Raw genomic sequence first — 26,824 nt, 5'->3', positions numbered from 1 at the left:
ATGCCTAGCCTTGCCTACCGGGCAGGACGATGCAAGCGAGAAAGCGGCGCATCACGCGCCGCTCTCCTGTTTCACATCAAGCCGCGATGTCGCTGGTTATTGCCTGGCCAACGGTGCTGACCTGGAAGTCGGCGACGCCGTGCCCGGAGAAATCCACCGAGAGCAGGCTGTTGCCGCCCGACGAAGTCAGAACTGCATCGCCCATCGCGCCGGTGAAGGCACTGACGAAGTGCAGGCCGGCGCCTTTGGTGATACCGGTCAGGTCGAATTTGTCGAGACCGCTGACAAAATCGAGGATCTGATCGATCGCACCCGGCTTGGAGTCCGAGCTGGCCGCGAACACAAACGTGTCCGAACCGGCGCCGCCCAACAGCTTGTCGGCACCGCCAGCGCCCCAGAGGATGTCGTTGCCGGCACCGCCCTTGAGCTCGTTGGCCACGCTGTTGCCGATCAGCAGATCGTTGCCCGAACCGCCGATGGCGTTCTCGATGATCGCGCCCTTGGCGATGGACACGTTGCCCACCAGGCCGCCCACGTCGGAGAACGAAGCGTCATTGAGGTTGATCTTCTGGTTCTGGGTGAAACCCGAGAAGTCCAGAGTGTCCTTGCCGCCCGCATCCCACACCGAGAACACCACTTTGTCACTCGACGACGAAGCGCTGAGGAAATCGCGACCGGTGTTGGAGTTGAAGCCGTAGGTGGTGTCACCGGTACGGGTGGTGGTGTTGGCACCGTAAAGCTTCTGGATCGCAGCGATATCGTCCATCAGCGGGCCGGAGGAATAGGCTTCTACGCCGCCCTTGCTGAAGTTCTGATTGGTGTTGCTCTCGCTCCAGTAACTCATGACGCTGTAGCCGCGGGTGTCTTGCCCGTAGGAAGCGTCGTTGTAAGTCGGGTTGCCATTGCCGGCGTTGTAGTCGCCAGGGTGGGCCAGACCGAGGCTGTGACCGATCTCGTGAGTCAGAGTCTGACGACCGTAGTTGTTCAACTCCGGATTTTTGTTTTGCGTGTAGCCACTGTTGATCAGGTACCACGAGGTGCCGTCGTAGCCGGCGCCGGTGCCTGGCAGATAAGCGAACGCTGCAGCGCCATCCTGACCACCGCTGTAGTTACCGAAGGTCATGTGGCCGTCGCCGCCCGAGGCTTTTTCGGTGAAGGTGACATTGGCCACATCGGCCCAGGATTGCATGGCGAGCTTGGCCTGGGCTTGTTGCTGAACACTGAACTGACTGAACCCGCTGATCCCGTGCTTGTTCATCGTGCTGGACGATGCCGACGTCAGGAACGTGTAGGTAAGTTCAATCTTGCCGCTGCCGTCCTTGTCCTGGTAGGCAGCGCCGTCGCGCAGCAACTGGGTTGCGGCCTGGTCGACGGAGAAGGAGGGTTTGCCATTGACCGTGAGGTTGCCGCCACGATCATATTGATGGCTGAAGCTATTGATCTGATTGTACGCCGAGCTGGCTGCGGCCAGAGGTTGCGGCGCCGCGGACAGCAGAAAAGCCTGTTCGGCAGTATCAATAGCATTCGATTTAACTTTCGACATAAACACACTTCCTTGTTTAGCAATGGAACAGTTTTTGTCAGATAGCGACAATCTCTGGCGAGATCGTCCTATCACTCGCCCAATGAAGGCGTAAGAAACCTGACACAATTCGAAATCTGTCGTAAAGGATTTTTTTGAGATCGAATCTGGCTGTTCCGGGAAACTCCCGTAAACAATGCGCGCGGGGGGCGAAAGAATGTTTTAAAGGGCGGGGCATTGCCTAATTGTCTGACGATTTTCTATTTAAATATTAAATATGGGTAAGTTGCTTTTTGTTGGATACGTCTCACTTTTCTGCACATTATTAGTGCGTGCCAGCGGATTGATATCAATCAATAACAGCCACTTAAAACTCATTGTGGGAGCGAGCAAGCTCGCTCCCACAGGATTTTTGTTGTGTTAGCTACCGGTGCGGATTTTGTTCCATACCCGCGTGCGAATCCGGTCGATATTCAGCGGCATCGCCTCCAGCGCAAACAGCTTGCCCATCATCTCCGGGCTCGGGTAAACCTTGGTGTCGTTCTTGATGGCCGGGTCGATAAGGCTGTCGGATTGTTCGTTGCCATTGGCGTAGTGCACGGAGTTGCTGATGTCCGCCATCACGTCCGGGCGCAGCAGGTAGTTCATGAACGCATAACCGGCCTTCTCGTCCGGTGCGTCGTTGGGCATGGCGACCATGTCGAACCAGATCGCCGCGCCTTCCTTGGGAATTGCGTAGCCGATTTCGATACCGTTCTTCGCTTCTTTGGCGCGGCTCTCGGCTTGCAGGATGTCGCCGGAGAAACCGACGGCCACGCAGATATCGCCGTTGGCCAGGTCACTGGTGTATTTCGAGGAATGGAAGTAGCTCACGTACGGCCGCACCTTCATCAGGAGCGCCTCGGCCTTTTTGTAGTCCTCGGGATTCTTGCTGTGGTGCGGCAGGCCCAGGTAGTTGAGCGCGGCCGGGAGCAGTTCCGGGCCATTGTCGAGGATGGCTACGCCGCACTTCTGCAGTTTTTCCATGTACTCGGGCTTGAAGATCAGATCCCAGGAATCCACCGGTGCGTCGTCGCCCAGCACCGCTTTGATCTTGGCGACGTTGTAACCGATGCCGGTGCTACCCCACAGATACGGAAAACCGTGCTCGTTGCCCGGATCGTTGGTCTGCAAAGCCTTGAGCAGCACCGGATTGAGATTCTTCCAGTTCGGTAACTGGCTCTTGTCGAGCTTCTTCAGCGCCCCACCCTGAATCTGCCGGGCCATGAAGTGGTTGGACGGGAACACCACGTCATAACCTGAGTTGCCGGTCATCAACTTGCCGTCGAGAGTTTCGTTGCTGTCGTACACGTCATAGGTGACGCCGATGCCGGTTTCTTTCTGAAAATTCTTGGTGGTGTCCGGCGCAATGTAGCTGGACCAGTTGTAGACCTTGACCGTGTCGGCGGCGTGACTGATGGAGGCGACCAGCAGCAGCGGCGCCAGGGCGAGGGTTTTCTGGATCATGGGTCGATTCCTGTAGAGGCTATTGTTGTTGGCAGGCAATCAAAGGATCAAACAATCAGAAAATCAGTACGTAGGTCTTGCGCACGGTCTCGTGGATATCCCAGATACCGAGCGTGTTGGCCGGCAACATCAGTGCATCGCCGCCTTGTATATGCAGGGTTTCGCCGCCGTCATCCGGGGTGAACGTGCAGCGCCCGGAGATGAAGTGGCAGAACTCCTGAGCGGTAATCTGCCGGCGCCAACGCCCGGGCGTGCACTCCCAGACGCCGGTTTCGACGCCGTCTTCACGCTCGACGCTGGTGGTCGAGGCAATGGCGATCGGTTCGCCGAGCGGTACGGCCACCGGATTGGATTCTTCCAGTTGGAGCGTGGCGGTGTTTTTGAACTGGGTGATGCTCATGGCGTTACCTGTCTTGGGGCTTTCTTGGTGGCTTTTTTTGGATTGCGTTGACGCTCAGTGCATGAAACCTTCCATGAAACCGGCCACCTGACTGGCGAGCTTGCGCCGCCATGGCGCGGTCGCCGGGTTGGCCAGGGTCTGGTCTTCGTGGACGAAGCTTTTGATGATCGCGTTGTAGCCGAGCCAGCGGCACGGCTCCGGCTCCCACGCACGTAGCGCGTGAATTCCGCCATCCGGCAGCACCCACGGCTGTTTAACCAGTTCTGTGTCGCGTTCCAGAATCAGATCCGCGAGAGTGCGGCCACCGAGATTGCTGGCACCAACGCCCTCCCCGCCATAGCCGCCGGACAGCGCAATGCCGTTGGCCCGATCGCAGAGCATGTGCGGTTTGAAATGCCGGGACATGCCCAGATTGCCGCCCCAGGCGTGGGTGATCTGTACGTTTTTCAGTTGCGGGAACAGTTCACCGAACAAGTAGCGACGCAGTTCGACCTCATCGCGGGTCAGGTCAAAGTTGTGGCGCAGCTTGCCTGCAAACTGATAGCCGCCACGGGCGCCGAAGATCAAACGGTTGTCGGCACTGCGCTGGCCATACGTCACCTGGCGACTGAACTCGCTGAAGGCCTGGCCGCGACTGAGGCCGATCTCGTCCCAGGTCGCGGCGGACAACGGCTCGGTGGCGACGATCAGGCTTTGCACCGGCAACTGATAGCGCCCCAGCGGCGGTAATGTCACCGCATACCCTTCAACTGCCGGCACGATCCAGCGACTGCGCACACTGGCCTTTGCCGTGCGCACGCTACCCGACTGCCAGCGCGTGACAGGGCTGTTTTCGTAAATTTTCACGCCCATGTTCTGCACGGTGCGCGCAAGGCCTCGAACCAGTTTGGCTGGGTGGATGGTCGCCACGTGTGGCGCATAAATGCCGCCGTACGGTTTGGCGATGCGGATCTGCTGCGCCAGTTGCTCGGGGCTGAGCCAGCGGTAGTCGTTGTCGGTCAGGCCTTGGGCGTGCAGGCTGGCGAGGTATTCACGCAGACTGGCTTCCTGCTCCGGGTAACGCGCGGCGCAGTACAAAACGCCGCCCTTGCGGTAATCGCAGTCAATGCCTTCGCGTTCGAGGACAACTTCCACTTCATCGGGGATGCTGTGCAGCAGATCGAACGAGGCGCGACGCTGCTCTGGCGACAACCCGGCCAGCAGACGATCTTCACCGAGCAGATTGCCCATCAGCCAACCGCCGTTACGGCCGGACGCGCCGAACCCGGCGGTTTGCGCCTCAATGATCGCGATGTCCAGGTCCGGGGCCTGTTTCTTCAGGTAGTACGCCGTCCACAGCCCGGTGTAACCGGCGCCGATGATCGCCACGTCGACGTCCAGATCCCGTTCAAGCTCCGGCCGCGCGATCAGCGGCTCATCGAGTTGATCCATCCACAAACTGATAGTGCGCCACGCCGGCATGCAAGACTCCGCCACTGAAAACCTTCGATGGCGTCGATCCTAGTGCGCAAGCTCAGAGGCTGTCTTGCGCGCGTGTCCGCAAAGAAATTTGTTTGGCGTAAGCCTTGGGCGACTGACCGGTGTGCTGCCGGAAACAGCTGTAGAACGCCGATAGCGAGTTGAATCCGGCCGCAAAGGCCAGCTCATCGATACGCACTGGCGCCGTGGCGGCGTCCAGGGATTTGAGCAAATGCTGTAACCGTGCCTGATTGACGTAGCGATAAAAGCTTTGCCCAAGCACTTGATTGAGCAGGTAGGAAATCTGGTTACGGCTGTATCCGCACTCCTTCGCCACCCGTTGCAGATCAAGCTCAGGATCAAGATACGGCTGTTGCCGCTCGAAATATTGCTGCAGATCGTCAGCCATGAAGCTCAGTTGGCGCGGAGAAAGTCCCAATCGACTGACGGCCGGACGCTGGCTCGGCGTTGTCTTGTCACTGGTTTGCCCACGCACCAGTGAGGCGTACTCGTTGACACGCCAGATCAAACCGTCCCTGACCGTGATCGCCTCACTGGAACGGAACGACACCAGACCGTCGCCACCGCGCAAGGTCACTTCGTATTGAATGAACGCTGTGTTGCCGTCGACACGGATCCGGTCGCAATGCTCCAGCGCTTCGTCGAATTCCCGCGGCATGCTGACGCGCACATACTCGCGCAACTCGTCGAGGCCCAGTACGCGGTTCTGGAAAAAATCGTTGTACTGGATATCCGGGTGATACAGCGCCATGACGCTGTCCAGCTCGCGGTGTTTCCAGCTCAGGTGGTAGCGCATGACCGTGGCAGCCGTGGCCTTGGTCTGTTCTGGGCCGTCGTCGTCGGCGTGCATAAGGAGCTCGGCGAAAAAGAACCGAGCTTGCCCAAGTTCGGCACGTGCATCAATGGCTAATCTGCAGTGGCACTGCGGCGATGATCGCGTAGGCCATGACTTACATCAAAAGATGCGAAGCAATCGCAAAATGAACTGAAAACTCCCACAGAAATTTCACATCGAGATGCTACCTTTAATGGCAAGTCACCGGTTGAGCCAATGAAGGCTCTTCCCACCTAACATGAGCAAACGGAAGCGCTCGATGAAGAAGGCGGGCAACATATGAATAAAGGTTCAAGCAAAGTCACATTCCCCAATGCCTGCCAGCTGATGCGCTGGCATTTTCATCCCATGGGTTTCGAGGCGACGATGGATGCGCCGGGCAGCATGATTGCCCGTCTGTTTGATCGCGCCAGCGGCGAAACCATGATCGCCATTGCTGGCATCCCGTGTGCCACAGTGATGAATGCGGCCGATGTCGAGCGAATTATCGAGGCTGTGGAGGATGAGCTTGAGACTTTCATTCCTCCAGAATCTCTCAGGAGTTATGCATAACCTCTTGATTTACAAAAAAGCCCGCACAGTTTGCGGGCTTTTTTTGTGGCTCATGCGGTGGACTTTTCCGTTCGATGATCGAGGAAGAACGGTTTGTCCTTCACCACCCGATCAGACGCCCGGGGCATATTCACCGCTTGCACTTCTTGCGGCTCGACATACCAGTAGCAATGGCTGACTGCCCTCGTAATCCCGACGTAGGCCAGGCGCAGGATTTCATCCTTTTGCGCAGTATCGTATGGCTCGCTGTCGCCATTTTTGCCCAGACCGGCCATGCGATACACCTGATTCTTGTACGGCGAACTGGTCAGGTGCTGGCAGTCTCCGAGCAGAAACACCGCGTCTGCCTGCAAGCCTTTGGCGCTGTGATAAGTCAGCTGTTTGAGTCTTCTGGCTTCGTACGGCAAGCTCGAATCAACATTAACTACCGACTGAATATGTTCTTCAATCAACAACTTATCGCTGCTTTTTCGATAAAGCATCAGGATTGAATGGCCCTGTCGATAGTGGTCGGCAAGGCGTTGCCCCAAGGCTTGATCGTCACGCTCCAGCACGTTGACTGGCTGCAAAACCTTGGGTTCGCCACTGGCCTTGGCTTTCTTGCCGGGGATCGCCGGCGCAGCGCGAACGATGTGTTCAGCCGCATCGATGATGTGCTGATGACTGCGATAGTTGTCGCTGAGCATTACCCGTGTGGTGCTCGGAGACGGGAATTCCTTGTTGAACTCCATGAAATAGCTTGGTGAACTGCCGCGCCAGCCATAAATCGACTGCCAATCATCGCCGACACAGAGCAGCGATGAACGTTGCGCGCCCCGCCCGAAATGCATCGCGGGGCCACGACTGCGGATTTCGTTGAGGCTTGCGCGGATCCAGGAAACGATCTGCGGCGAAACGTCCTGAAATTCATCGATCATCAGGTGCGCCATCGGCCGGAGCAATTCATCGCTGAGCAGCTTGAGGTTCTCTGGCGAGTGCTCACTGAACAGCGCGAACATGCGGTTGTAGGTCATGATCGGCGGCTTCTGGTCGAGCAGATGATCTTCCAGAGCACGCCAGAACAGGCTCAGCGCCTCGAAGAAAAACCGGTCCGGATCGTCCTTGGCGAAACTCATACGTCCGACAGCGTCAGGCACATCCAGTCCCAGGTTCTCGATGAAGCCTGCTGCTGCAACGAAACAGTCGAGCAAAGGCGCGGAGGCCAGTTCGCCTTTGACTTTGTAATCGAAGCCCGGACCGGCGCTGGCATCCGCCGCCAATGTCGCGAGCACACGCTTGGCCGACTCGTAACTATCTATCCAAATCAATGGCTTACGACAGAAAGCTTGAAACAAGGTGCGCTTGACCGCCCACTCTGCGCGAACGGAGAGCTTGGCATTTGGCCGGCTGAGCTGTGGGTTTTCCCGTGGATCGAAACCGAGCACCACCCAGGCGTCGAGGCTTGGGATATAGCCATGGCAATGGAATTTCGCCCCGTTGATTTCGAAAGTCTGACGGTTTGGTTCGATGCCTTTGATGGGCCAGGCACCCGCACGAAACCACAAATCTTCAATGACATCGCAGAGTTCTTCGTCGCGTTTGGCCGCCAGCTCGGTGACAGCCATACGCTTTTGCACATCCGGGTGATCGCGCTCCAGCTCTCTGAGCTGCAAGCCCGTCTTGGCCATAGGCTGAATCAACTGGCGGAAACGCTCGTCCTGGCTGAATAAGCGGTGGTAGCAGGCATTGAGCTGCTGGCGCTGAGCATCGTTGATGCGCAGGTCGAATGGATTGCTGTCGACCTCCTCGTCAGCGCCCTGCGCGCGATGGCTGAGGTTCTCGAATGCCTGCAAGCGTTCGAATCCCGGCAGGCTGCGCACCATCGGCAGAATGCGCGAGTGAAAGGTTCGCACCAGTTCCCGCGCCTGTTTCAAGCTCAATACTTGACCCCAAAGAGCAAAAATCTCGATCAGTTTGTTGATGAAGTCCTTGCGCGACTCGCGGGTGAAGGTCACTACGGTCATCGAATCGATTTCGAAGCCGAGATAGTGGGTCAGCAGCAGAATGCGCAGCACCAGCGTGGTCGACTTGCCTGCTCCGGCACCAGCGACCACGGAAGTTGACGGTGTCTCGCTGAAAATCATCTTCCATTGCGCGGCACTCGGCTGAGCGTGTCCCGGCAACAATCTAGCGACATCGGCCTTGATGCGTTTCTTCAGCTCGGCGGTGAGTGGCAGGCGCCAATCGTCGAACAAGTGATTGTCGACGCTCGGCGGACGATGTTCGGTGCTGCGACTGTCGCGGATCAGCAACACTTGCCGGCCTTCCTCCAGCCCCTCGAGCTTGCCCTCTTTAAAGCCGTACTCGACGCCCGCAGTGTGACCGCTGCGAAAGCCGTCAGCCTGGCCGTGCAGCCATGACGCACGGTGCTGAGCCCGCAACCGAGTCAAACCATGACCAAAGAAACGTGCGGCCAGGCGCTTGAACCAAGGCATCTCAGCCAGCGGACGGAGTTCAGGAGGAAGATCGGGGGTGTGTTGCGCCACGCTAATGGGCTCCAGTGGGTAAGGCTGTTGCGGCTATGGTGTCTTTATTTACCGCTGAGTTCTAGCGAAATGCTTACGCGTCATTGGTTTAGGCGATGAATTGAAGGTGAGATGAAACGGTTTCGACGCCCTCTTCTATCAATTTATCCGATGATAATGCCGCATTTTTTACGCTTTTTATCGATGATTGACTGATAGATGATCGTCGTCATAAACCACCGGTCTTGCGCCGGGTGCGGCTCTCTCGCCCCGCGACAAACCTTTTGAGGAGACGATCATGCTTGAACTCAGACCTTTCAGCTCGCTGGGCGGCGCCCATCATGGCTGGCTGGATGCCCATCACCATTTTTCGTTCGCCGAATACTACGATCCGCAACGCATGAGCTGGGGCAATCTGCGGGTGTGGAATGACGACGTGATTGCCGCAGGCACCGGTTTCCCGCAGCACCCGCATCGCGACATGGAAATCATCACCTATGTACGTGAAGGTGCGATCACCCACCAGGACAATCTGGGCAACAAGGGCCGCACCGAGGCTGGCGACGTGCAAGTGATGAGTGCCGGCACCGGCATCGCGCACAGTGAATACAATCTGGAAGCCGCAGACACGAAAATCTTCCAGATCTGGATTCTGCCCACCGAAACCGGCGCGCCGCCGTCATGGGGCGCGAAACCCTTCCCGAAAGGTCAGCGTGAAGGCTTTGTAACGCTTGCCAGCGGTAAGGATGGCGATGATCAAAGCCTGCGAATTCGTGCCGATGCACGCTTGGTCGCGGCGAACATCAAGGCTGGGGAAACAGCTGAATATCGCCTCGACGAAGGGCGCCGGGCTTATCTGGTGCCGGCCACTGGCGTAATTGAAGTCAACGGCCTGCGTGCGCAAGCTCGCGATGGTGTGGCGGTGGCGCATGAACAGGTGCTGACGGTTACGGCGATTGAAGACAGTGAGATCGTGTTGGTGGATCTGGCTTGAGTGCTTGAATTGCAGACGTAAAAAAGGGCAACCGCGAGGGTTGCCCTTTTTTATGCTGCGATTTCAAGGAGCATCACTTGCTGGAAATAGCACCATCCACCAAGGTCTGCGCCTCGGCCACCAATTGCTTGAGGTGGTCGTCGCCGATGAAGCTTTCGGCGTAGATTTTGTAAATGTCTTCGGTGCCAGACGGACGTGCGGCGAACCAGCCGTTTTCGGTCATTACCTTCAAGCCGCCAATGGCCTGATCGTTGCCCGGCGCGTGGCTGAGAATGCTCTGAATCTTCTCGCCTGCCAGTTCTGTCGAGGTCACCTGCGTTGGCGACAGCTTGCTCAGCAGTGCTTTCTGCTCCGGATTGGCCTTGGCGTCGACGCGCACCGAGAACGGCTCGCCCAGTTCTTCGGTCAACGCGCGATAAGCCTGGCTTGGATCGCGGCCGGTACGAGCAGTCATTTCTGCAGCAAGCAATGCCGGAATCAGACCGTCCTTGTCGGTACTCCATACGCCGCCGTCCTTGCGCAGGAACGAGGCGCCGGCACTTTCTTCGCCACCAAAACCCAGCGAACCGTCGAAGAGGCCGTCAGCGAACCATTTGAAACCGACCGGTACTTCATACAGACGACGCCCCAGACGCTTGGCGACGCGGTCGATCAAACCGCTGCTGACCACGGTTTTACCCACGCCAGCATCGGCACGCCATTGCGGACGGTTCTGGAACAGGTAATCGATGGACACCGCCAGATAGTTGTTTGGCGCAAGCAGGCCACCCGAAGGCGTGACGATGCCGTGGCGGTCGTGATCCGGGTCGCAGGCAAACGCCACGTCAAAACGCTCTTTCAGACCGATCAGGCCTTGCATCGCGTGGCTGGACGACGGGTCCATTCGAATCTGGCCGTCCCAGTCAACGGTCATGAAACGGAAGGTCGAATCGACTTGCTTGTTCACTACGTCCAGATCGAGACGGTAGTGCTCGGCGATGGCCGACCAGTAGCGCACCCCTGCTCCGCCCAAAGGATCGACACCCAGATGCAGTTTGGCATCACGAATGGCGTCGAAATCGATCACGTTGATCAGATCGGCAACGTAGGTATTCACGTAGTCGTGGCGATGGGTAGTGCTGGCCTTCAGCGCCTGCTCGTAGCTGATGCGTTTCACGCCAGCCAGTTTGTTGACCAGCAATTCATTGGCCTTGGCTTCGATCCACTTGGTGATGTGGGTGTCGGCCGGGCCGCCGTTTGTTGGATTGTATTTGTAGCCACCGCTTTGTGGCGGGTTGTGCGAGGGCGTGATGACGATGCCGTCGGCCAGGCCCGAGGTACGGCCGCGGTTGTAGCAGAGAATGGCGTGGGATATGGCAGGCGTCGGCGTATATTCGTCGCCTTCGGCGATCATCACGGTGACACCGTTGGCTGCCAAAACCTCCAGCGCACTGGCCCCGGCCGGGGTCGACAGTGCATGAGTGTCGATGCCGACAAACAATGGGCCGGTAATCCCTTGGGCTTCTCGGTACAGGCAGATTGCCTGGCTGATGGCCAGAACGTGCCATTCGTTGAAACTCAAGTCGAAGGAACTGCCGCGGTGACCGGAGGTGCCGAACGCCACACGCTGGGTGGAAATGGAAGCGTCAGGTTGGCCGGTGTAATAAGCCGTTACCAGTCGCGGGATGTCGACCAACAATTCTGCCGGTGCCGGTTTGCCCGCAAAAGGACTGATAGTCATGCATGACCTCTGAAATAGAGTGGTTCAGGAATAGAGCGCAGTTTACTGGCAGTTTGACCGCTATGCGAAGGGATCTATCCGGAACTCTTCCGATGTTTTTTAACGTTACTCATCCGGTGCCAACCGCAATGCGTCGCCCAGCAGCCCGACGACGCTGACCAGATCGTGATCGCCATGAGTCAATGGGCTCAAGCGCAGATGGTGCGCATGCAAACCCTGCAGGCTGAACAACTCCCCGGGCGCAATGATGATCTGCTGCTTAAGCAGGCGATGGAACACGTTGCCCATGTCCACCGGGCGTAGCGAGCGCGCCCACACCGTCGCCCCGCCCTGCGGCTCGATAATCTGCAACGCATCGCCCAGGCGCTCACGCAATAACTGAATCAATTGCGTACGGCGCTCCTTGAGCATCCGCCGCAGTATGCACAAATGCTGATCCAGCCGGCCGCCGGCCAACAGCCTGGCGATCGCTTTCTGGCGGATCGGTGATAAACGGAATGCGCGCAACAGGAAATGGCGCTGCAGCTCACTGCGCCAATGGTGCGACAGGACAAATCCGAAAGGCGCTTCTGCACCGATGAATTTCTCGAACGTGGAAAACACCAGCAAACGATCAGGGTCGAGCCAGTCGCGCAGATGCCGAGAGTCGCCACCTTCATCATCGAGTTCGCTGTAGCAGTCGTTTTCCAGAACCCAGGTGCCATGACACCCGAGCAAATGGGCGATGGCCTGACGATTGGCATGGGGCAACAGGCTGCCCTGAGGCATGCTCAACGCTGAAGACAACAGGATCAACCGCACAGGTTCGCTCTTGAGCAACGACTCCAGCCGTTGGGGATCGATCACTCCACCCGCCAGTAGCGGCAATTCGATAACCCGTACTTCGGCGGCTTCCAGCAGGCGCAAGATTACCCAGTCACACGGCGATTCAACCACCACGGTGGCGCGCCGCAATTGGAGTACAGAAATCAGTATTTCCAACACCCCGCGCAGGTCTGCGCCGATATAAACGTCATCCGCATGCCAGAAATTCACCGTTGACGAGGTATAGCGCGCAGCCAGTACGGTGCGCAACTCCAGTTCGCCGCAGGGCTGCACCGCCAATTGTGGCTGGCGCGGGTATTGGCGAAGCAGCTCCCGTTCTAGCATCAACAATGGGCTGTCGAGCGGTTGCAGTGAAGCCGGCTCGTCGTTACTCAACACACACATGCCCGGTCGCCTGGCGTTGACGTAGACGGTTTCGAGCAGATCAGTGCCATCACCGGGCAGTTGCATGCTGGGTAGCGCTTGCGCGTAATATCCGGACTTGGCTATCGAATAGACGCGTCCTTCCTTTTCCAGCAGCGAATAAGCGTACTGGACGGTCGAGATGGACACATTCAACCGCTCTGCCAGTTGCCGCAATGAGGGCAAACGCGCCGCCGAGCTGCTTCCCGCTTCGTCGATCAGTAATGTCAGATAACGGTAAACCGCCTGATAAATGAAGTCGTTTTCGCGCAACGCTTTCACGAACCCACATCCCTGGATACCGATTCATTTTCCGGCAAATAACTCACAATCAGCCTTCCGCCGACCGATCGGCTGCCGATCCGGAAACCGCCTTGTCCAGACTTCCGTCCTGCGAGACCAAGTCGCTGGATGCGATGATGCGAATCGGCCCCATTGCGTAGAGACGGACGATCAAACTGACGGGCAATCCGCTGACGTCCGTCATCCATTTGAGTACCTGTTCCGGAGCATGCAAGCCCTGCATCGCCCGATGCAAATCTGGCAGTGCCACCAACATGCCGGGATGGCAACTGCGTAAAAACCGTTCAAGACCGGCGCCGCTGTCAATGAACGGCGCAAACAACAGGCAGGTCAGCTGAATTTCGTTCAGATCGAAGTTGGCCATCAGGCAGCTCTCTGCCTGCTGTCGCAACTGTTCAGGTTCTTGCGGATTGCCGAAACTGCATAGCAGTTGTTCACACACCGGCTCAGGCACTTGCTTGCGGCGCATCGCATTCAAGCTGCTTTGAAGGTAGTCACTGATTCCAGACTCGTAAGTGCGATCCTCGATGAATTGCGCCTGCATACCTTGCAGATGCGCTGCCACCAAGGGGTCCGCGTATTCATCGTCACCCTGATAAAGCGTCAGCTCATCCGTCTGAAACCCCAGGAAGTCGCTGAGTAAGGGCCAACGCTCTTCGAGTTTGCCGACAATCATGTCATTGATGTTAATGAAACCGGTGCGCCGGCAGGTTTCAAATTGACCTTCGGGCCGCCACGCTACACGCTCCTCCTCCGTATAAAATTCGCGGTAATAATCCCCGCCCAGACCGTCAAGCAATGGGAACAAAATCTCAAAGCCTGAACCACCGACAATCGGTCCGGCAATTGCCGCTTTCTGCACTGCGCGACTCAATCCGTCGAGAAAGTGCTTTTGACGACGCGCAGACTCACTGCCGATCATTGCATCAACGCCATTGTTCCATCGGGCGATCTGACCGTAGAACTCGGCCGTGGCCAGATAAGCGTCATCCCACAATTCGAGCACTTCACTGAAGGTTCTACGATGGCCGATCAGCAGCAGGTTGACGCGGTTGGCTTCACGCCCCTCTTCGCAGATGGGTGCCTGATGATCGAAGGGCAAGACCTGGCGATGATCCACCATCAACAGTTCGACCCGAGGATCGTCATAAAGGAAGAGCGCGCTGTAGCTGCGGTGCATATTCTGCAGTGCCGTATGACTGTTGCCACTCCAGCGCAGGGTCGCCACCCGCAGTTGAAAAGTCGCGGGCGCACGCCCCGCAATACTCAGTTGCGCCGCCCGTAACAAGGCCAGCGTGTAACAGCTGTCGCGTGATCCGGACTGGTTTACCAGCACCTTGAAATGACCGATGTTCTCCATGCCGCCAGCCGCCACGACGAGTCGCTGGATCAACAACTGCAATGCCGTGCGTTCGGCGCGAGAGAAGAAACTCAGCAAACGTTGCAATACTTGCTGGTAGACATAATTCATTGCCTGATCATGGATCGTGCTCATCGGTATTTACCCGGTATCAAAAGTTTCATGCCGCGCAAACCGAAACATCAGTCGCATGACAATTCATCAATAAGTAATAGACATTCAGATGCTAACACTTACAAATCTGTAGTCACTTGAAACACTTAAGCTATAAAAAAACCGCCAAATGCAGGATTGGCGCTTCAAGCGACTGTAATCATTGATGTTTTTCTTTTATTTTGGATTCCTAGGAAACTTCCCACAACGTCCCACGACAAATGAGTACAAGAAAAAGAGAAGCAGTTTCCGAATAAACCTACAACAATTAAACAGTATTGGGCGCGACCAACAGAGTGGGCCGATTTATTGCGCGCAGGGCAAATTGAATGCACAGCCATGACTCATTCCTTGAGATGAAAGTAATCATTCAATTATCAGGGCTTATATTGCGATTAGAAGATACAGATCGAGAGTAAAAACCAGTTCAGTTGGTGAACTGATACCCGGTACAGCACCGGGCGTTTTGTTCTTCAGGGGGGGGAATGAACACACAAGAGTCCGTGGGGCCACGGACTCTGATTGCTGGCTTTACGCTGGTTCGACTTGAAGAGCGACCCGTTCGCGGCAAGGGCATTCGTCCATGTAACGATGTGCCTCGACGAACTCATTGAACGGGAACACACGGGTCTTGAGTGGCAGCAAAACACGATCAGCGGTCAACTGGTTGATGTCACGCAAGGCACGTTGCAAGGCGACGTGGTCCTGGGTGATGCCTAACTCCGGCTTACCGGTGAAGTTGCCGATGCAGTGCACGAAGAACTGGATGTTCTTCTGGAACGCTGCGCACGCCGGGAACGGCGTCTGGTTGCCACCCTGCAGGCCGTAAAGAACCAGGCTGCCACGCGGCGCCAGAACATCGCCAAGCAGCGACATCTGCGGACCACCGAGACCATCGAAAACCACGTCCACGCCACGGTTTTCGGTGATCTTGTTGATTCGCATCAACAGATCTTCCTCTTCGGTGACAATCACCTTTTCTGCACCGAGTGAGAGCAGGTATTCGCGCTCTTCCGCCTCTTTGGTGGCAGCAATCACCCGCACACCCATCGCCTTGCCCAGTTGAACAAACGAAGGGCCGGCGCAATGGCTGGCGTCAGTAACCAGGGCAAATTGCCCGGGTTTGACCCGCGCCAGATCGGCGTAAGCGAAATAGGCGATCAGCAGCGGTGTGTAATGCACACTGGCTTCGATCGGGCTGAGCACATCCGGATAACGGGTCAGCGCGGTACGCGGGAGTACAATCGACTCACCGTAGACCGGATAGTCGTTCGGACTCTCGGCCGGAAAACTGGCGACCTTGTCACCGACGGACAGATCTTCGACATCAGCACCAACCGCCGTAACCACGCCAGCCATTTCATGGCCAAGCCCGGAGGGCAGGCGTGCCTGGGAAGACGCCAGATTCTGACGCCACAGCGTGTCATACCAGCTGATGCCGATAGCCTCGACACGCACCTGCACTTCGCCAGGACCTGGCTGAGCGGCCGCATGCTCTTCGCATTTGAGCACCTCGGCCGGACCAAACTTGTGAAAACGGATCGTGCGGGACATCGCAAACCTCGTCAAAGTAACCTCTAATGCCCTGAACTCTATCTGGGCTTTTGACCCAAGACTATCAGTGGCTATTAATAGTCGACATGCCTGTCATTGATTCCGCAGTATGGGCGGCATTCGCAAAATCCTTGAAAAAACTGCTCACACCGTCGCAGTAAAGCTGAATTTTCCGGTGCAGAGTACCAGTCTTTCCCCGTAAGATTCATGCCGGCCATTGTTCTCATATGGTCGCCCTCGTCAAGCTTGATGACTCTGCCAGGACTCCAGATGAATCGTAATGACCTGCGTCGTGTCGACCTGAACCTGTTGATCGTATTCGAAACATTGATGCACGAACGCAGTGTGACCCGTGCCGCCGAGAAATTGTTCCTCGGTCAGCCGGCGATCAGTGCGGCGCTTTCGCGCCTGCGCGGCCTGTTCGATGATCCTTTGTTCGTCCGCACCGGCCGGAGCATGGAACCGTCCGCCCGTGCCGTGGAAATCTTCGCCCTGCTCTCGCCCGCCCTCGACTCGATTTCGACAGCGGTCAGCCGTGCGGCGGAATTTGACCCGGCCACCAGTACTTCGGTATTTCGGATCGGTTTGTCAGATGACGTTGAATTCGCGCTGCTGCCAATGCTGCTCAAACGTCTGCGAGCCGAATCGCCTGGGATTGTGCTGGTAGTGCGTCGGGTCAATTACATTCTGATGCCGGGTTTGCTGGCATCCGGCGAAATCTCCATCGGCGTCAGCTACACCACCGACTTGCCGGCCAACGCCAAGCGCAAAGTCTTGCGACGCAGTGCGCCAAAGCTGCTGCGCGCCGACACCGTACCCGGCCCGCTCAGCCTCGACGATTACTGCGCCCGCCCGCATGCGCTGGTGTCGTTCGCTGGCGACCTCAGCGGCTTTGTTGATGAGGAACTGGAGAAACTCGGCCGCAAACGACACGTAGTGCTAGCCGTGCCGCAGTTCAATGGTTTGAGTACATTGCTCGCGGGCACTGACATTGTCGCCACCGTGCCGGACTACACCGCTGATGCACTGACGGCTGCTGGCGGTGTTCGCGCGGAAGATCCGCCGCTGCCGACGCGTACGTTTGAACTGCACATGGCCTGGCGCGGGTCGCAGGATAACGATCCGGGTGAGCGCTGGTTGAGGTCGAGGATTCAGATGTTTTTTGGGGATCCGGATAGTCTTTGAAAAATCTTAGCGGAGCAGAGTGGTGTTACCCGTTAACGCCACTCTGCTCAAGCGTTCATCTTATTCAAACAACCCCAGCTCAAGCAGACCGAGTAAAGCGGTAGATCGACAGGCAGTAGAACAACAGCGCCGACGCCGCCAGCATGCCACCCACTATCCCTATGTAAGCAAACCCTAACTGGCCGCCTACCCAACTACCCAGCAGTGCGCCGCCGCCGATCCCGACGTTGTAGATCCCTGAAAACATCGCCATCGCCACATCGGTGGCGTCCGAAGCCAGCACCAGAACCTTCGACTGCAACGCCAGCCCAAATCCCATGATCGCCATTCCCCAGAACAGACTCAGCAGGCCAAGGTACGACACCTCACCGCTCAAAGGCAGCAACAACATGAGGCACAACGCGATCACCACCACGGTGACGATCAGGAAGCGCTGCGGGTTATAGCTGTGCAGCCAACTGAACAGCAGCGATCCGAAAATACCTGCACCGCCGAATAACAGCAGGATGAGCGTTACTGCATCGCCACTCAAACCCGCCACTCCTTCAACGAACGGCTCGATATAGCTGTAAGCGGTGAACTGGGCAGTCACTACCATTGCCGTCAGGATGTACACCGCCACCAGCGCAGGCCGTTTGAACAACAAAGGCAGGCTTCTCAGGGAGCCTGAGTTTTGACTCGGCAGCAACGGTAGAACCTTGGCGAGGCACAACACCAGCATGGCCGCCAAACCAGCGATCACCATGAAGGTCGTGCGCCAGCCCATGGCTTCGCCCAACAAACGACCGAGGGGTATGCCCAGCACCATCGCCAGCGAAGTACCGGTTGCCAGCAAACCCAAGGCTTGAACTTGCTTGCCCGGTGGCGCCAGACGCACGGCCAGCGAAGCGGTGATCGACCAGAACAGCGCATGTGCCAACGCCACACCGATACGGCTGACCAACAGGACAGCGAAGCTTGTCGCGAAACTCGACAACACGTGACTGACGATGAACATCCCAAACAGCACGATCAACAGTTTGCGCCTCTCGATGTTACGCGTGAGCAGCATGATCGGCAGCGATGTCAGCGACACTACCCACGCATAGATCGTCAGCATCAAACCGACCTGCGCCGACGACATATCGAAGCTGCTGCCGATCGAACTCAACAGGCCAACAGGCACAAACTCAGTGGTGTTGAACACAAACGCTGCCAGTGCCAACGCAATCACCGCGTACCAATTACCATTAGTTGTAGCCGTTGAATTGCTCATTGAAGGGCGTATTACTCACTCGAAAATCGCGAACGTTTATGCTTACCCGTCGGCCAAAACCTCAGGCGACCGGTAGTTCGCTGGGGACCGCACTATAAAGAAAAAGTGAATCGATCGTCGACGACCAGCGTCCGTTGCTGGCCGGAAAAGAGTTCGATGGCTGAGCCAGAACCACTTTCGTTTCTGCGTCGCTTTTGCATTTCTGTGCGACAAATCCCGTTTCAGGGCTCCCGCGATGCTCTACAGCAGTGTTAGTTTGTAAGTGTATGTGTCTCATCGTTGAGACACTCCCAACTCACTGCCCTGCAAAGGAATGCCCTTCGTAATGAATTTCCCTTTCAAAAAACTCGCCGCAGCGACCTTGATGCTGGCGGGGCTGTCAGCTTTCACCGCACCGGCTCAGGCCAATATCACTCCACAGCAAAGCGCTGAAATCCTCAAAACCTTCAAGGCCGAATCGACCACCGATTTCCGCCAGTTCCTCGGCCGCCTGGCCAAAAGCGATCTGGTCAAGACTGCTGATATCGGTCCGGCCATTGGCGCTTTCCTCGACAACAAAACGCTGACGGCTGAACAGCAGAACGAGATATATCGCCTGCTCGGCATCTATACACGCGTGAAATACAGCGCGGCTGCAACCGAGACTCTGCGCGAACTGGTCGAGATCCCGACCTATCGCAAGGACGGCGTTGCTCAGCACGAAAATCCGGAGTTCATCAAGATCGGCGAGAAGATCAAAAGCCTGGCTAAGTCTTTCAATCTGAATTTCCGCAACATCGACAACCGCGTCTATGAGATCTCTCTCGAAGGCACGGGCGATGAAGTGGTCGGCATTCATGCACACGCCGACGTAGTTCCGGTAACGCCGGAAAACTGGGTCCTGAAGGACGGCACCCGCCTCGACCCGTTCAAGATCACCCTGATCGGTGATCGCATGTATGGCCGCGGCACCGAAGATGACAAAAACGGCATCGTGGTGACGATGTATGCCATGAAGGTAATCAAGGACGAAAAACTGCCACTGGCGCGCAATTTCAAGCTATTGGTGGACACCACTGAAGAAACCACCGGCGACGCGATCCCCTACTACTTCGAGCGCAATCCGACGCCAAACTACAACCTGGCGCTGGACGGTGGCTACCCGGTGGTGATTGCCGAGAAGGGCTATGGCACGGTCATGGCCAACTTCGCCAAACGCAAGGGCGAAGGCAAAGGTGCAGAAATCATTTCGATGACCGGTGGCCTGGCGACCAACCAGATTCCTTCCGTATCGGTCGCCACACTGCTAACCGACAAGCCTGCCGAACTGGCTGCCAGCCTGCAAAAGGCCGGCGCTGATTACGCCAAGCGCAACGGTGGCAATTTTGAAGTAGCGGCGAAGGTCAACGGCAAAGATGTCAAGTTGACGGTGACCGGTGTGTCCGCGCACTCCTCCGAACCCGAGTCCGGGGTCAATCCCGTGGCGCGAATGCTCGACTTCATCAATAGCCTTGATGGCGTAGTCGCGCTCAAGCACAACCACATTACCGATGCTGCGCGCTACGCCGCTGACAATTGGGGCCTGGATTACCTTGGCAATAAACTGAAGGTCGGTTTCTCCGATGCCTTCATGGGGCCGCTGACCACGTCGCTGACCTACGTCGGGATGGATGAAAAGACCTTCAAACTTGCAGTCAACCTGCGCGTTCCGAAGGGCAAATCGCCTGAGAAGCTCAAGGCAGAAATCGCCGAAAAACTGGCGGTCTGGAGTAAGAAGAGCCATGTGGCCGTGGCTTTCGACTATTCGATTGCCGAGCCGATGTACCGCAATCCTGAGGGTGAGTGGGTCAAGGCGTTGCTGGCGGTTGCCACGGAAAACCTGGGCATGAAACATGAGTTCGGCACTTCCGCCGGTGCTACCTCGGTGCATGAACTACCCAACGGTGTGCAATTCGGGCTGGCCCGGCCAGAGGTCAAGTACACCGGCCACACTGATGGTGAATTCAAGACCGTGGATCAGTTCCAGCTCGATCTGCAGATCGTGACGGAGATGATTGCGCGGATCGGCCAGTTGCCGAAACTCTGATCATGAAATTCGAACCCGCCGCACTGGCGGGTTCTTCTTTTTAATCGCCACATAATCCCCTTCTCTCAACCTCAGCCCTGATCGTTGCAAAGCAGACAACACAGCATTGCCATCGACGAGATTGATAGCCACCTAACGAAAGGTGCATGCTAGAGGGCTCGCTCGAGTCTTATATCATTCCGAATGATAGTTACCTTTGCTTCATTCGATTCGTGCCATACCACCCCGCCGAGCATCATCCGCCCATCTTCAATACATTGGCGGATGCATCCATGGAACAGTCACTCAAACATTTGCGCTTCCCGTTGGCCATGTTGGCCGTACTGGTGATGAGCGCCTGCGGCAAGACTCCGGAGACTGCCGCCACCCTGCCCGCTGCCAAAGTCAGCGTGGCCAAAGTGCTGGAACAACCGGTCAACGAGTGGGACGAATTCACCGGGCGCCTCGAAGCGCCGGAAACCGTTGAAATCCGTCCACGGGTCTCCGGCCAGATCGACGATGTCGCTTTCACTGAAGGCGCACTGGTCAAGAAAGGCGACCTGCTGTTCCAGATCGACCCCCGCCCGTTCCAGGCTGAAGTTCGCCGCCTCGAAGCCCTGGTTGCCCAGTCCCGTGCCAACGCCACCCGCAGTGAAAACGAAGCCGGACGCGGTGAACGTCTGCGCGCCAGCAACGCCATCTCCGCTGAACTGGCCGACTCGCGCACCAGCGCTGCACAAGAAGCCCGCGCCGCCGTCGGTGCACTGCAAGCGCAACTGGATCTGGCCAAACTGAACCTGAGCTTTACCCGCGTCACTTCGCCGATCAGCGGCCGCGTCAGCCGTGCCGAAATCACCGCCGGTAACCTGGTGACCGCCGACACTACTCCGCTGACCAGCGTTGTTTCCACCGACAAGGTCTACGCCTACTTCGACGCCGACGAGCGTGTGTTCCTCAAATACACCCAACTCGCCCGTAAGGGTCAGCGCGGTGCCACCACACCGGTTTACATGGGCCTGTCGAATGAAGACGGCAACCCACACCTGGGCCAGATGAACTTTGTGGACAACCAGGTCAATCCGAAAACCGGCACCATCCGTGGCCGCGCGGTGTTCGACAACAGCGACGGCAACTACACCCCTGGCCTGTATGCACGCCTGAAACTGGTCGGCAGCGGCACCTACAACGCCATGCTGATCAACGACGAAGCCGTCGGTACCGATCTGGGCAAGAAGTTCGTGCTGGTGATGGATGCGGACAACAAAACCGCCTACCGCCCAGTTGAACTCGGTCCGAAGATCGAAGGCATGCGCATCGTCCGTACCGGCCTGAACAAGGACGACACGATCATCGTCAAGGGTCTGCAACGGGTTCGTCCTGGCTCACCGGTTACCCCTGAAGTGGTGCCGATGGCCAGCGAGCAAACCCTCGCGGCACTCGCTCAACAACGTCAAGCGCTGGAAGCCAGCAACCTGCCAAAAGTCGCCCCTGCCAAAGGCGCGTCCGGTTCGGTTGTGAAGCTGGCTGCTACGACCCCACGCGGTTAAGGGACGATAACTCCGATGAATTTTTCCCAATTCTTCATTTCACGGCCGATCTTCGCAGCGGTGTTGTCGCTGTTGATCCTGATCGCCGGTGCGATCTCGCTATTCCAGTTGCCGATCAGCGAATACCCGGAAGTCGTGCCGCCAACCGTGGTAGTACGTGCCAACTTCCCGGGCGCCAACCCCAAAGTCATCGGTGAGACCGTGGCCGCTCCGCTGGAGCAAGCCATCACCGGCGTCGAAAACATGCTGTACATGTCCTCGCAGTCCACTGCTGACGGCAAGATCACGCTGACCATCACCTTCGCCCTGGGCACTGACCTGGACAATGCGCAGGTGCAGGTGCAAAACCGCGTGACCCGTACCGAACCGAAGCTTCCCGAGGAAGTGACGCGCATCGGTATCACCGTCGACAAGGCATCACCCGACCTGACCATGGTTGTGCACTTGACCTCGCCGGACAAGCGCTACGACATGCTCTACCTGTCCAACTACGCAATCCTGAACATCAAGGATGAGCTCGCGCGTCTGGGCGGTGTCGGTGATGTGCAGTTGTTCGGCATGGGCGATTACTCGCTACGTGTGTGGCTCGATCCAAACAAGACCGCTTCGCGTAACCTGACTGCAACCGATGTAGTCACCGCAATTCGCGAACAGAACCGTCAGGTAGCTGCCGGCCAACTGGGCGCGCCCCCTGCCCCGACTGCGCAAAGCTTCCAGCTGTCGGTCAACACTCAGGGCCGTCTGGTAACTGAGGAAGAGTTCGAGAACATCATCATTCGCGCAGGCGACAACGGTGAAATCACTCGGCTCAAAGACATTGCTCGCGTCGAACTGGGCTCCAGCCAATACGCCCTGCGTTCGTTGCTGAACAACCAACCAGCCGTGGCCATCCCGATCTTCCAGCGTCCAGGCTCCAACGCCATCGACATCTCGAACGACGTTCGGGCGAAGATGGACGAGTTGAAGAAAGGTTTCCCGCAGGGCATGGATTACAGCATCGTTTATGACCCGACGATCTTCGTGCGCGGCTCGATCGAAGCGGTGGTTCATACCCTCTTCGAAGCGCTGATCCTCGTGGTGCTGGTGGTGATTCTGTTCCTGCAAACATGGCGCGCCTCGATCATTCCGTTGGTGGCGGTGCCGGTATCGTTGATCGGTACGTTTGCGGTGATGCACCTGTTTGGTTTCTCGCTCAACGCGCTGTCACTGTTCGGCCTGGTACTGGCCATCGGTATCGTGGTGGACGATGCCATCGTGGTGGTAGAGAACGTCGAACGGAACATCGAACTTGGCTTGACCCCGGTAGAAGCCACAAAACGCGCCATGCGTGAGGTGACCGGCCCGATCATTGCGACGGCACTGGTGCTATGTGCGGTGTTTGTTCCGGCGGCTTTCATCTCCGGCCTCACGGGTCAGTTCTATAAGCAGTTCGCTCTGACCATTGCCATTTCGACAGTGATCTCGGCATTCAACTCGCTGACCCTGTCGCCAGCGCTGGCCGCTGTGTTGCTGAAAAGTCACGACGCGCCGAAAGACCGCTTCTCCAAGGTTCTCGACAAGATCTTCGGTGGCTGGTTGTTCCGTCCGTTCAACCGTTTCTTCGACCGTGCCAGCCATGGCTACGTCGGCACCGTGCGCCGGGTTATCCGCGGCAGCGGCATCGCCCTGTTGCTGTACGCAGGCCTGATGGTGCTGACCTTCTTCGGTTTCTCCAGCACCCCGACCGGATTCGTACCTGGCCAGGACAAACAATACCTGGTGGCCTTCGCACAGTTGCCGGACGCCTCGAGCCTGGATCGCACCGAAGACGTGATCAAGCGCATGTCCGACCTGGCGCTGAAACAGCCAGGCGTGGAAAGCGCCGTAGCGTTCCCTGGGCTGTCGATCAACGGTTTCACCAATAGCCCGAACGCCGGCATCGTGTTCGTCACCCTGAAACCGTTCGACGAGCGTAAAGATCCGAGCATGTCCGCCGGTGCGATTGCCGGTGCCTTGAACGGCCAGTACGCGAACATTCAAGAGGCGTACATGGCGATCTTCCCGCCACCGCCGGTACAAGGTCTGGGCACCATTGGTGGTTTCCGCCTGCAAATCGAAGACCGGGGCAACCTGGGCTACGACGAGCTGTACAAAGAAACCATGAACATCATCAACAAGAGTCACAGCGTGCCGGAACTGGCAGGCCTGTTCACCAGTTACACCGTGAACGTGCCGCAGGTCGATGCAGCCATCGACCGTGAAAAAGCCAAGACCCATGGCGTTGCGGTCAGCGACATCTTCGACACCCTGCAGATCTATCTGGGTTCGCTGTATGCCAACGACTTCAACCGTTTCGGCCGCACTTATCAGGTCAACGTCCAGGCCGAGCAACAGTTCCGCCTCGAATCCGATCAGATCGGTCAGTTGAAAGTGCGCAACAACAAAGGCGAAATGATCCCGCTGGCGACCTTCATCAAGGTCAGCGACACCTCGGGGCCGGATCGCGTGATGCACTACAACGGCTTCATCACCGCGGAAATCAACGGTGCGGCAGCCCCCGGCTACAGCTCCGGCCAGGCGGAAAAAGCCATCGAGAAACTGCTCAAGGATGAACTTCCGAACGGCATGACCTACGAATGGACCGACCTGACCTACCAGCAGATTCTGTCCGGCAACACCGCGCTGTTCGTGTTCCCGCTCTGCGTACTGCTGGCGTTCCTGGTACTTGCTGCTCAGTACGAAAGCTGGAGCCTGCCACTGGCGGTGATCCTGATCGTACCGATGACCCTGCTGTCGGCCATCACCGGTGTGATCATCTCTGGCGGTGACAACAACATCTTCACCCAGATCGGTTTGATCGTACTGGTGGGACTTGCGTGTAAGAACGCGATTCTGATCGTCGAATTTGCCAAGGATAAACAGGAAGAAGGCCTCGACCCGCTCGCTGCGGTACTGGAAGCCTGCCGTCTGCGTCTGCGGCCGATCCTGATGACTTCCTTCGCATTCATCATGGGTGTGGTGCCACTCGTGCTCTCCAGCGGTGCCGGTGCCGAGATGCGTCACGCCATGGGTGTGGCGGTGTTCTCCGGGATGCTCGGGGTGACCTTCTTCGGTCTGTTGCTGACACCCGTGTTCTACGTATTGATCCGTAACTTTGTCGAACGCAGCGAGCAGCGCAAAGCGGCGAAGGCGCACAATCTTCAAAAGCAACCGGAGGCGCAACAATGAGTCTGAAAGTCTTCTTGCCGAGTCTGCTGGTGCTGGCTCTCAGCGCCTGCGCCGTCGGCCCCGACTACAAGACCCCGGCGACGGAGGCGGCCAACATCACGACCGCCACCGACGGCGCCAACGGTCAGAAGAACTTTGACCGTTCGAAGTTCGAAGGCATCTGGTGGCAGCAGTTCGACGATCCGACCCTCAACCAGTTGGTGACGCAATCGCTGCAAGGCAACCGTGAACTGCGTGTGGCGTTCGCTCGCTGGAAAGCTGCCCGGGCGATCCGCGACGACGCCAGCAACGACGCCATGCCGACCATCACCAGCCGCGCCTCCAGCGATCTGGCCAAGGGACAAATCCCCGGCCAGACCACCAATCGGGTCAACAGCGAACGCTATGATCTGGGTCTGGACATGGCCTGGGAGCTGGACTTGTTCGGTCGTATCCAGCGCAATCTGGAAGCCAGCGATGCCGACCAGCAGGCCGCCGAAGCCGACTTGTATCAACTGCAAGTCACCATGATTGCCGAACTGGTGGACGCTTACGGTCAACTGCGTGGCGCGCAACTGCGGGAAAAGATCGCCGTGGCCAACCTGAACAACCAGCAGGAGTCGCGCAAGATCACCATCAGCCTGCGTGACGCTGGTGTTGGCGATCAGCTCGACGTGGAACGTGCCGATGCGCGCCTGGGGTCGGTCGAAGCCAGTGTGCCGCAACTCCAGGCGGAACAGGTTCGCCAGAAAAACCGCATCGCCACTCTGCTGGGTGAACGCCCGGACAAGCTCACAGTGGACTTGAGCCCTAAAGACATGCCGGCGATTGCCAAGGCATTGCCGATTGGCAACCCGGGCGAGCTGCTGCAACGTCGTCCGGACATCCTAAGCGCTGAACGCCAACTGGCCTCGGCCACGGCGCGCATTGGCGTGGCAAAAGCCGACCTGTTCCCACGGGTGAGCCTCAGCGGTTTCCTGGGCTGGACGGCCGGGCGCGGTTCGCAGATCGGTTCCTCGGCGGCCAACGCCTGGGCACTGGGCCCGAGCATCACCTGGGCAGCATTCGACCTTGGCAGTGTGCGGGCCCGTTTGCGCGGTGCCGACGCGGATGCTGAAGGCGCGCTGGCGACCTACGAGCAACAAGTGTTGTTGGCACTGGAAGAGTCGGAAAACGCCTTCAGCGACTACGGCAAACGTCAGCAGCGCCTGATCTCGCTGATCCGCCAGAGTGAATCGAGCCGAAAGGCTGCCGATCTCGCGGAGATCCGCTATCGCGAAGGCACCACTGACTTCCTTGTGCTGCTCGATGCGCAGCGTGAACGTCTGAATGCCGAAGACAGCCAGGCTCAGGCCGAAGTCGATCTGTACCGCGGCATTGTCGCGATCTACAAAGCCCTTGGCGGTGGCTGGCAACCAGAGACGGTCGCCAGTAAGTAAACGTTGTTAAAGAGCTCCTTTGGTTGGCCGCAACCAACCAATTTTTTTGCCCCGCGTAT

18 protein-coding genes are annotated in these 26,824 nt (G+C 57.6%); 7 read left to right on the top strand and 11 right to left on the bottom strand.

Annotation, left to right across the window (positions count from 1 at the left end; all coding sequences use genetic code 11):
* Positions 1–76 precede the first annotated feature (76 nt).
* The 5 genes from IAI51_RS13815 to IAI51_RS13795 all read right to left on the bottom strand — a co-directional run bounded on the left by IAI51_RS13815 (position 77) and on the right by IAI51_RS13795 (position 5,757).
* On the bottom strand, positions 77–1,543 hold the full coding sequence (locus tag IAI51_RS13815) for a serralysin family metalloprotease (RefSeq protein ID WP_187678993.1): 1,467 nt from the start codon (positions 1,541–1,543) through the stop codon (positions 77–79).
* Between the two features lie 399 nt (positions 1,544–1,942).
* A complete protein-coding gene (locus IAI51_RS13810; RefSeq protein WP_187678992.1) occupies positions 1,943–3,028 on the bottom strand; it encodes a polyamine ABC transporter substrate-binding protein in 1,086 nt (361 codons plus the stop codon).
* Positions 3,029–3,083: 55 nt separating this feature from the next.
* Positions 3,084–3,428, bottom strand: a complete 345-nt coding sequence (locus IAI51_RS13805; protein ID WP_187678991.1) for a cupin domain-containing protein — start codon at positions 3,426–3,428, stop codon at positions 3,084–3,086.
* 54 nt (positions 3,429–3,482) lie between these two features.
* Positions 3,483–4,889 carry an NAD(P)/FAD-dependent oxidoreductase gene (locus tag IAI51_RS13800; protein ID WP_187678990.1) on the bottom strand — a complete coding sequence of 469 codons (1,407 nt, stop codon included), beginning with the start codon at positions 4,887–4,889 and terminating at the stop codon, positions 3,483–3,485.
* 52 nt (positions 4,890–4,941) lie between these two features.
* On the bottom strand, positions 4,942–5,757 hold the full coding sequence (locus tag IAI51_RS13795) for a helix-turn-helix domain-containing protein (protein WP_187678989.1): 816 nt from the start codon (positions 5,755–5,757) through the stop codon (positions 4,942–4,944).
* Positions 5,758–6,021: 264 nt separating this feature from the next.
* On the opposite strand from IAI51_RS13795, the gene IAI51_RS13790 reads away from it, so the two are divergent.
* Positions 6,022–6,294 carry a DUF1652 domain-containing protein gene (locus tag IAI51_RS13790; RefSeq protein WP_187678988.1) on the top strand — a complete coding sequence of 91 codons (273 nt, stop codon included), beginning with the start codon at positions 6,022–6,024 and terminating at the stop codon, positions 6,292–6,294.
* A gap of 50 nt (positions 6,295–6,344) precedes the next feature.
* On the opposite strand, the gene IAI51_RS13785 is transcribed toward IAI51_RS13790, so the two are convergent.
* Entirely contained in the window at positions 6,345–8,819 is a 2,475-nt protein-coding gene (locus IAI51_RS13785) for a UvrD-helicase domain-containing protein (RefSeq protein ID WP_187678987.1), read from the bottom strand.
* A gap of 277 nt (positions 8,820–9,096) precedes the next feature.
* Between IAI51_RS13785 and IAI51_RS13780 the strand changes: the two genes are divergently transcribed.
* Complete coding sequence (locus IAI51_RS13780) at positions 9,097–9,792, top strand: pirin family protein (RefSeq protein ID WP_187678986.1); 696 nt, start codon at positions 9,097–9,099, stop codon at positions 9,790–9,792.
* A 73-nt stretch (positions 9,793–9,865) separates the two neighbouring features.
* Here the strand turns inward: IAI51_RS13780 and pgm are convergent, their stop codons facing one another.
* The 4 genes from pgm to IAI51_RS13760 all read right to left on the bottom strand — a co-directional run bounded on the left by pgm (position 9,866) and on the right by IAI51_RS13760 (position 16,109).
* Positions 9,866–11,512 carry a phosphoglucomutase (alpha-D-glucose-1,6-bisphosphate-dependent) gene (gene pgm / locus IAI51_RS13775; RefSeq protein ID WP_187678985.1) on the bottom strand — a complete coding sequence of 549 codons (1,647 nt, stop codon included), beginning with the start codon at positions 11,510–11,512 and terminating at the stop codon, positions 9,866–9,868.
* Positions 11,513–11,617: 105 nt separating this feature from the next.
* Positions 11,618–13,021, bottom strand: coding sequence for a PLP-dependent aminotransferase family protein (locus IAI51_RS13770; protein WP_187678984.1), 1,404 nt, complete (start codon positions 13,019–13,021; stop codon positions 11,618–11,620).
* Positions 13,022–13,070: 49 nt separating this feature from the next.
* The gene (locus IAI51_RS13765) at positions 13,071–14,537 is read right to left on the bottom strand and encodes a hypothetical protein (protein ID WP_187678983.1); all 1,467 of its coding nucleotides are present in this window, start codon (positions 14,535–14,537) and stop codon (positions 13,071–13,073) included.
* Positions 14,538–15,086: 549 nt separating this feature from the next.
* On the bottom strand, positions 15,087–16,109 hold the full coding sequence (locus tag IAI51_RS13760) for a zinc-dependent alcohol dehydrogenase family protein (protein ID WP_187678982.1): 1,023 nt from the start codon (positions 16,107–16,109) through the stop codon (positions 15,087–15,089).
* Between the two features lie 270 nt (positions 16,110–16,379).
* Here IAI51_RS13760 and IAI51_RS13755 point away from each other — a divergent pair, with 270 nt between their 5' ends.
* On the top strand, positions 16,380–17,294 hold the full coding sequence (locus IAI51_RS13755) for a LysR family transcriptional regulator (protein ID WP_262410342.1): 915 nt from the start codon (positions 16,380–16,382) through the stop codon (positions 17,292–17,294).
* A gap of 79 nt (positions 17,295–17,373) precedes the next feature.
* Here the strand turns inward: IAI51_RS13755 and IAI51_RS13750 are convergent, their stop codons facing one another.
* Complete coding sequence (locus IAI51_RS13750) at positions 17,374–18,549, bottom strand: sugar transporter (RefSeq protein WP_187678981.1); 1,176 nt, start codon at positions 18,547–18,549, stop codon at positions 17,374–17,376.
* A 325-nt stretch (positions 18,550–18,874) separates the two neighbouring features.
* Here IAI51_RS13750 and IAI51_RS13745 point away from each other — a divergent pair, with 325 nt between their 5' ends.
* The 4 genes from IAI51_RS13745 (at position 18,875) to IAI51_RS13730 (ending at position 26,765) form a co-directional block, all read left to right on the top strand.
* Positions 18,875–20,614 (top strand): dipeptidase, encoded by a 1,740-nt coding sequence (locus IAI51_RS13745; RefSeq protein WP_187678980.1) that lies wholly within the window; start codon positions 18,875–18,877, stop codon positions 20,612–20,614.
* A 272-nt stretch (positions 20,615–20,886) separates the two neighbouring features.
* Positions 20,887–22,140: a multidrug efflux RND transporter periplasmic adaptor subunit MexE gene (gene mexE / locus IAI51_RS13740; protein WP_187678979.1), complete on the top strand. Its 1,254-nt coding sequence runs from the start codon at positions 20,887–20,889 to the stop codon at positions 22,138–22,140.
* 15 nt (positions 22,141–22,155) lie between these two features.
* Positions 22,156–25,347 (top strand): efflux RND transporter permease subunit, encoded by a 3,192-nt coding sequence (locus tag IAI51_RS13735; RefSeq protein ID WP_187678978.1) that lies wholly within the window; start codon positions 22,156–22,158, stop codon positions 25,345–25,347.
* Positions 25,344–26,765, top strand: a complete 1,422-nt coding sequence (locus tag IAI51_RS13730; protein WP_187678977.1) for an efflux transporter outer membrane subunit — start codon at positions 25,344–25,346, stop codon at positions 26,763–26,765. Before IAI51_RS13735 ends, IAI51_RS13730 begins: the two co-directional genes overlap by 4 nt.
* The last annotated feature ends 59 nt before the right edge of the window (positions 26,766–26,824 follow it).

The organism is Pseudomonas sp. N40(2020) (assembly GCF_014472415.1).
In the GTDB taxonomy this organism is placed as follows: domain Bacteria; phylum Pseudomonadota; class Gammaproteobacteria; order Pseudomonadales; family Pseudomonadaceae; genus Aquipseudomonas.
The sequence above is the reverse complement of the archived record's forward strand: the minus strand, read 5'-3'. Positions and strand labels throughout refer to the sequence as shown.

What these genes read in the sequence shown, in the direction of transcription:
- IAI51_RS13815 (WP_187678993.1), bottom strand. Translation starts at nt 1,543, where the DNA reads ATGTCGAAAGTTAAATCGAATGCTATTGATACTGCCGAACAGGCTTTT.
- IAI51_RS13810 (WP_187678992.1), bottom strand. Translation starts at nt 3,028, where the DNA reads ATGATCCAGAAAACCCTCGCCCTGGCGCCGCTGCTGCTGGTCGCCTCC.
- IAI51_RS13805 (WP_187678991.1), bottom strand. Translation starts at nt 3,428, where the DNA reads ATGAGCATCACCCAGTTCAAAAACACCGCCACGCTCCAACTGGAAGAA.
- IAI51_RS13800 (WP_187678990.1), bottom strand. Translation starts at nt 4,889, where the DNA reads ATGCCGGCGTGGCGCACTATCAGTTTGTGGATGGATCAACTCGATGAG.
- IAI51_RS13795 (WP_187678989.1), bottom strand. Translation starts at nt 5,757, where the DNA reads ATGCACGCCGACGACGACGGCCCAGAACAGACCAAGGCCACGGCTGCC.
- IAI51_RS13790 (WP_187678988.1), top strand. Translation starts at nt 6,022, where the DNA reads ATGAATAAAGGTTCAAGCAAAGTCACATTCCCCAATGCCTGCCAGCTG.
- IAI51_RS13780 (WP_187678986.1), top strand. Translation starts at nt 9,097, where the DNA reads ATGCTTGAACTCAGACCTTTCAGCTCGCTGGGCGGCGCCCATCATGGC.
- pgm (WP_187678985.1), bottom strand. Translation starts at nt 11,512, where the DNA reads ATGACTATCAGTCCTTTTGCGGGCAAACCGGCACCGGCAGAATTGTTG.
- IAI51_RS13765 (WP_187678983.1), bottom strand. Translation starts at nt 14,537, where the DNA reads ATGAGCACGATCCATGATCAGGCAATGAATTATGTCTACCAGCAAGTA.
- IAI51_RS13760 (WP_187678982.1), bottom strand. Translation starts at nt 16,109, where the DNA reads ATGTCCCGCACGATCCGTTTTCACAAGTTTGGTCCGGCCGAGGTGCTC.
- IAI51_RS13755 (WP_262410342.1), top strand. Translation starts at nt 16,380, where the DNA reads ATGAATCGTAATGACCTGCGTCGTGTCGACCTGAACCTGTTGATCGTA.
- IAI51_RS13750 (WP_187678981.1), bottom strand. Translation starts at nt 18,549, where the DNA reads ATGAGCAATTCAACGGCTACAACTAATGGTAATTGGTACGCGGTGATT.
- IAI51_RS13745 (WP_187678980.1), top strand. Translation starts at nt 18,875, where the DNA reads ATGAATTTCCCTTTCAAAAAACTCGCCGCAGCGACCTTGATGCTGGCG.
- mexE (WP_187678979.1), top strand. Translation starts at nt 20,887, where the DNA reads ATGGAACAGTCACTCAAACATTTGCGCTTCCCGTTGGCCATGTTGGCC.
- IAI51_RS13735 (WP_187678978.1), top strand. Translation starts at nt 22,156, where the DNA reads ATGAATTTTTCCCAATTCTTCATTTCACGGCCGATCTTCGCAGCGGTG.
- IAI51_RS13730 (WP_187678977.1), top strand. Translation starts at nt 25,344, where the DNA reads ATGAGTCTGAAAGTCTTCTTGCCGAGTCTGCTGGTGCTGGCTCTCAGC.